This window comes from Neisseria sp. P0021.S005 (assembly GCF_051956955.1).
The window spans coordinates 1-5,840 of record NZ_JBQCWY010000162.1 but is presented as its reverse complement, the minus strand read 5'-3'; the positions used below and the strand labels follow the sequence as shown (position 1 = coordinate 5,840).

General features: G+C 52.6%; 3 protein-coding genes and 2 pseudogenes. All 5 read left to right on the top strand.

From position 1 onward, the window contains the following. Window positions 1-2 precede the first annotated feature (2 nt). Window positions 3-860 carry a glucose-1-phosphate thymidylyltransferase RfbA gene (gene rfbA, locus ACTHUE_RS09875; protein ID WP_440423385.1) on the top strand — a complete coding sequence of 286 codons (858 nt, stop codon included), beginning with the start codon at window positions 3-5 and terminating at the stop codon, window positions 858-860. Between the two features lie 53 nt (window positions 861-913). After that, window positions 914-1,453: a dTDP-4-dehydrorhamnose 3,5-epimerase gene (gene rfbC / locus ACTHUE_RS09870; RefSeq protein ID WP_070461113.1), complete on the top strand. Its 540-nt coding sequence runs from the start codon at window positions 914-916 to the stop codon at window positions 1,451-1,453. Window positions 1,454-1,478: 25 nt separating this feature from the next. Continuing rightward, window positions 1,479-3,442 (top strand): annotated as a pseudogene (locus ACTHUE_RS09865) (capsular polysaccharide biosynthesis protein); the annotation flags it as partial. Window positions 3,443-3,556: 114 nt separating this feature from the next. Continuing rightward, a pseudogene (locus tag ACTHUE_RS09860) lies at window positions 3,557-4,240 on the top strand (capsular polysaccharide export protein, LipB/KpsS family); the annotation flags it as partial. 367 nt (window positions 4,241-4,607) lie between these two features. Further along, window positions 4,608-5,840 (top strand): tetratricopeptide repeat protein (locus ACTHUE_RS09855; protein ID WP_440423387.1); only part of this gene is annotated, 1,233 nt, incomplete at its 3' end.

Genomic DNA, 5,840 nt, shown 5'->3' with positions numbered 1-5,840 from the left:
GCATTATCCTTGCCGGCGGCAGCGGCACTCGCCTCTACCCCATCACGCGCGGCGTATCCAAACAACTGCTGCCCGTGTACGACAAGCCCATGATTTACTATCCCCTGTCCGTATTGATGCTGGCAGGAATCCGCGATATTTTGGTCATTACCACGCCCGAAGACAACGCCTCTTTCAAACGCCTGCTTGGCGACGGCAGCGATTTCGGCATTTCCATCAGCTATGCCGTTCAACCCAGTCCGGACGGCTTGGCACAGGCATTTATCATCGGCGAAGAATTTATTGGCAACGACAATGTTTGCTTGGTTTTGGGCGACAATATTTTCTACGGCCAATCGTTTACGCAAACATTGAAACAGGCTGCCGCCAAGACCCACGGCGCAACCGTATTCGGTTATCAGGTTAAAGATCCCGAGCGTTTCGGCGTGGTTGAATTTGACGAAAACTTCAACGCCCTGTCTATCGAAGAGAAACCGCAACAGCCCAAATCCGATTGGGCGGTAACCGGCTTGTACTTCTACGATCAACGCGTCGTCGAATTCGCCAAACAAATCAAACCGTCCGCCCGTGGCGAATTGGAAATCTCCGACCTCAACCAAATGTATTTGGAAGACGGTTCATTGTCGGTACAACTTTTGGGACGCGGTTTCGCATGGTTGGACACCGGCACCCACGAGAGCCTGCACGAAGCCGCTTCATTCGTCCAAACCGTGCAAAACATCCAAGACCTGCAAATCGCCTGTCTGGAAGAAATCGCTTGGCGCAACGGTTGGCTTTCTGATGAAAAACTGGAAGAGCTGGCGCGCCCGATGGCGAAAAACCAATACGGCCAATATTTGCTGCGCCTGTTAAAAAAATAATGTTTGAGGCCGTCTGAAACTTTTCAGACGGCCTTTAGATGAAAGATAAAACGATGAACATCATTGATACCGCCATTCCTGACGTAAAACTGCTTGAGCCCCAAGTCTTCGGCGACTCGCGCGGCTTTTTTATGGAAACCTTCCGCGACGAGTGGTTCAAAACCCAAATCTGCGACCGCACCTTCGTGCAGGAAAACCATTCCAAATCCAGTAAAGGCGTATTGCGCGGCCTGCACTATCAAACTGAAAACACACAAGGTAAACTCGTACGCGTGGTTGTCGGCGAAGTATTCGACGTGGCCGTCGATATGCGTAAAGACTCCCCCACTTTCGGCAAATGGGTAGGCGAAATTCTGTCCGCAGAAAACAAACGCCAACTGTGGGTACCCGAAGGTTTCGCTCACGGCTTCTATGTATTGAGCGATGAAGCCGAGTTCGTCTATAAATGTACAGACTATTACAACCCCAAAGCCGAACACTCGCTGATTTGGAATGATCCGACCGTCGGCATCAACTGGCCGTTGCAAGGCGAGCCGAACCTGTCGCCTAAAGACTTGGCAGGCAAAGTATTGGGCGAAGCCGTAACGTTTTAAAAAATAATTCAGGCCGTCTGAAAGAATGCTCCTCTTTTCAGACGGCCTACAATCCATTAATAACAATAATCGACGAAAACGCATTGTGAAAAACGCCTACATTCCCTCTCGCGGCATCCGCAAAATCCCCCATCTCTCCACCCTATTGCCTGAGTTTCATATCTGCAAAGATGGAAAAGGAGCAGAGGCTGTGGTCGGCTGGGGTTTGCGCCCGACGACACACAAAGCGCGTACTTTCGCCGCTGAACACCGGCTTCCCTTTATTGCGTTGGAAGACGGCTTTTTACGCTCGCTCGGACTGGGTGTCGCCGGTTATCCGCCCTATTCCATCGTCTATGACGACATCGGCATCTACTACGACACCACACGTCCTTCTCGTTTGGAACAACTGATTCTTGCCTCCGATACCATGCCGTCTGAAACCTTGGCTCAGGCGCAGCAGGCGATGGATTTCATCCTGCGACATCATCTATCCAAATACAACCACGCGCCCGAACTTTCAGACGATCATCCTTTACGTTCCCCATCCAAGCCCGAAACCGTCCTCATCATCGACCAAACCTTCGGCGATATGGCCATCCAGTATGGCGGCGCAGACGCCTCTACGTTTGAACTGATGTTTCAGACGGCCTTGAATGAAAACCCGCAAGCCGATATCTGGGTCAAAACCCATCCCGATGTTTTGTGCGGCAAAAAACAAGGCTATCTGACCCGGCTGGCGCAGCAACACCGCGTCCATCTTTTGGCAGAAGACATCAATCCGATTTCTTTGTTGCAAAACGTCGATAAGGTTTATTGCGTTACCTCACAAATGGGTTTTGAGGCGCTTTTGTGCGGCAAACCGCTGACCACCTTCGGCCTGCCGTGGTATGCCGGATGGGGCGTGAACGACGACCGCCATCCTAAAATCGATAGCCTTGTTCGAACCCAACGACGCGCCCCCGCAACTTGCTGCAGCTCTTCGCCGCGGCCTATCTGCAATACAGCCGCTACCTCAACCCCAATACCGGCGAAGCAGGTAGCCTCTTTGATATCATCGACTATCTGGCAACGGTCAAACGTAAAAACGACAAATTGCGTGGCGAGTTGTATTGTGTCGGCATGTCTTTGTGGAAACGCGCGGTTGCCAAACCATTCTTTAACGTACCCTCTTGCCGTCTGAAATTTATCTCCTCCACCCAAAAACTGGCCGGAGTCAAACTGTCCGATGATGCACGCATCCTTGCCTGGGGCAACGGTAAAGAGGCCATCGTCCGTTTTGCCGAACAACACCACATCCCCCTGCTGCGCATGGAAGACGGCTTTATCCGCTCGGTCGGGCTTGGTTCTAATTTAGTCCCGCCGCTGTCGCTCGTTACCGACGATATGGGCATTTATTTCAATGCCGAAATCCCGTCCCGTCTTGAACACATCCTGCAAAACCAAAACTTCGACGATCAAGACTTTCAGACGGCCTTGAAGCTGCAAAAAATGTTGACCGAAAACCACATCAGCAAATACAACGTCGACAGCTCAGACTTTACCGCTCCATCAACCGACAAAACCGTGATCCTCGTTCCCGGCCAGGTTGAAGATGATGCGTCTATCCGCTACGGTTCGCCCCGAATCTATCGCAATCTGGATCTGCTTCGTACCGTACGCGAACGCAATCCCGATGCCTATATCATCTACAAACCGCATCCCGATGTAGTCAGCGATAACCGTATCGGCCATATTTCCCCTGAAGATACGGCACGATATGCCGACCAAACCGCCGAGCAAGCAGATATCCTGACCTGTCTCCAATACGCAGACGAAGTACATACCATGACTTCGCTGACCGGTTTTGAAGCCTTGTTGCGCGGCAAAAAAGTCAGCTGCTATGGCCTGCCTTTCTATGCAGGCTGGGGGCTTACCCAAGATCTGCTGCCCATTCCACGCCGCAGCCGCAGGCTTGAGCTTTGGCAGCTGATTGCCGGCACGCTCATCCACTACCCCGACTACATCCACTACCCCGACTACATCCACTACCCCGACTACATCCACTACCCCGACTACATCCACTACCCCGACTACATCCACTACCCCGACTACATCCACTACCCCGACTACATCCACCACCTCGACTACATCCACCACCGCGCATCCAATGCCGGCCATTACCTCAAACTGTGGTCGCTCTCCATCCTCAAGCGTTTGAACTACTATATTGAAGACATCCAAATCGCCAAACGCGTGGAGGCGGGCAAATACGGCAAGTTTTTTATTGTTCCTCTGCAGGTATTCAACGACAGCCAAGTCCGTATCCATTGCGACTTTCCCAGCGTCCGCAGCTTCCTGCTCCATGTTTTGAGCTCATTCGCCGCGCACGCGCCTGCCGATACCAACATCATCATCAAGCATCATCCGATGGACCGCGGCTTTATCGACTACTCGCGCGACATCAAACGCTTTATCAAAAAACACCCCAAACTCAAAGGCCGTATCACTTACGTCCATGATGTCCCCCTGCCCGTTTTCCTGCGCCACGGCCTCGGCATGGTTACCATCAACAGCACCAGCGGCCTGTCCGGACTGATACACAATATGCCTGTCAAAGTGCTCGGCCGTGCCTATTATGATATTCCCGGCATTACTGACCAAAATACCTTGGCAGAATTTTGGAATCATCCGACACCACCTGACAGCGACTTGTTCCATGCCTACCGTATGTACCACCTCAACGTGACCCAAATTAATGGCAACTTCTATAGTCAGGTGTTTTTCCCCAACAAAAAAACCTCCGACTCTTCCGCACCGACAACCTGACTTAGTGAAAGAAAGCTCAGGCCGTCTGAAAACATTTCAGACGGCCTGAAGCAATCAATACCTTAGCTACTGCCATGTAAATAAAACACAAAAACCTGCATTTATCATTAACAATAAATTACAAAGACAGTATAATAACTGAGATGTCATAAAAGCATACCAACTCAAGCTGAGGCCTTAATAACACACAAAATATGGATGTACTCCCAGGCAAAACAATATAACAAGCCAAACATCCTAAAGATAAGCCAGCAAGGCAATACACTTTACAAAACTGTGGCGAGCAATATTTTTACAAAGCCCTCAGCCGGTATTGCCGCCCATATGCTGCAGCATCCGTCTTCCACTTTATATCCGCCCGCAAACCATGACCGCCGCTCCTGATATCCTCTACCGGCAAGCCGCCGCCCTTTTGGAACAATCCAATACCGCCCAAGCCCTGCCCCTGCTGCAACAGGCCGCAGAGCAGGGTTATACGGAAGCTGCTTTTGTATTGGGCAATCATCTGCTGCAAAATGGTCATCCGGAGCAGGCACTTCCATGGCTGGAAGCCGCCGCGGCCCAACGCCATCCCAAGGCACTCTTTATCCTGCTGCAACAACGCGAACACAACGGTACCCCAACAGGACAGCTTCTTAACGAATACGCCTGGCTGGGTGAGCAAGGTCACCCCGAAGCCCAATTAATCCTCATGCGTTACCACGCGCAACGCAACGATCCACAATCCCTCTACTGGGCGGAGCTTGCCGCCGCCCGATATGCCGCGCCTGCGTATTACCATCTGGCACGCCATCATCAACGCCAAGGCGACATTGCGACAGCCATCGAACAATACGAAAAAGCGGCCGCGCTCGGCGTGGCTGCCGCCTGTTGGCAACTCGGTCAAATCTACTTCTACGGCACGGGTATCAGCCCCGACCACGCACAAGCCAAACATTATCTCGAACAAGCCGCGCAAGCCCGCCACATCGCCGCACAAACCCTGCTGGCCGACCTTCTTGCCGCCCAACGCAAGCCCGAAGCCTTAGAATGGTATCGTCGTGCCGCCGATAAGGAGCAAGCGGAAGCACAGGCCAAGCTGGCCCAATACACCCTGACCGGCGAACTTTCCGAACGCGATCCGTTCCAAGCGGCGCGCTATGCCAAAGCCGCTGCCGAGAAAGACCATCCCGAAGCGCTGAAAATCATGGGCGACCTCTACCGCTACGGCCTCGGCATCAAAGCCGACAACCATATCGCGCATGATTACTACCACCATGCCGCCGCGCTGGGTTCTGTCGCCGCAGCACAAAAACTCATCAGCGACGCCGCGCTGTACCATCCGCAACAATACGAACAAATCAAAACTGCCGCCCTGCAGCAACAACAAACCGAAACCATCTACCGTTTGGCGGAAGCACAAGCCAATGCCATCGGCCGTCCCACCGACCACAATGCCGCGCGCAAAAATTACATGGAAGCTGCCGAATTTCACCATAAAAACGCGGCGGCAGCCTTAGGCCGCATCTACCATTACGGCCTCGGTACGACGCAAGACCCTCGGGCGGCTACACACCGGTACGCCATTGCTGCCGAACAAAACCACCCTTCCGCCCAATAC

Coding starts and splice junctions, on each gene's coding strand:
- rfbC (WP_070461113.1), top strand. CDS start 914: ATGAACATCATTGATACCGCCATTCCTGACGTAAAACTGCTTGAGCCC.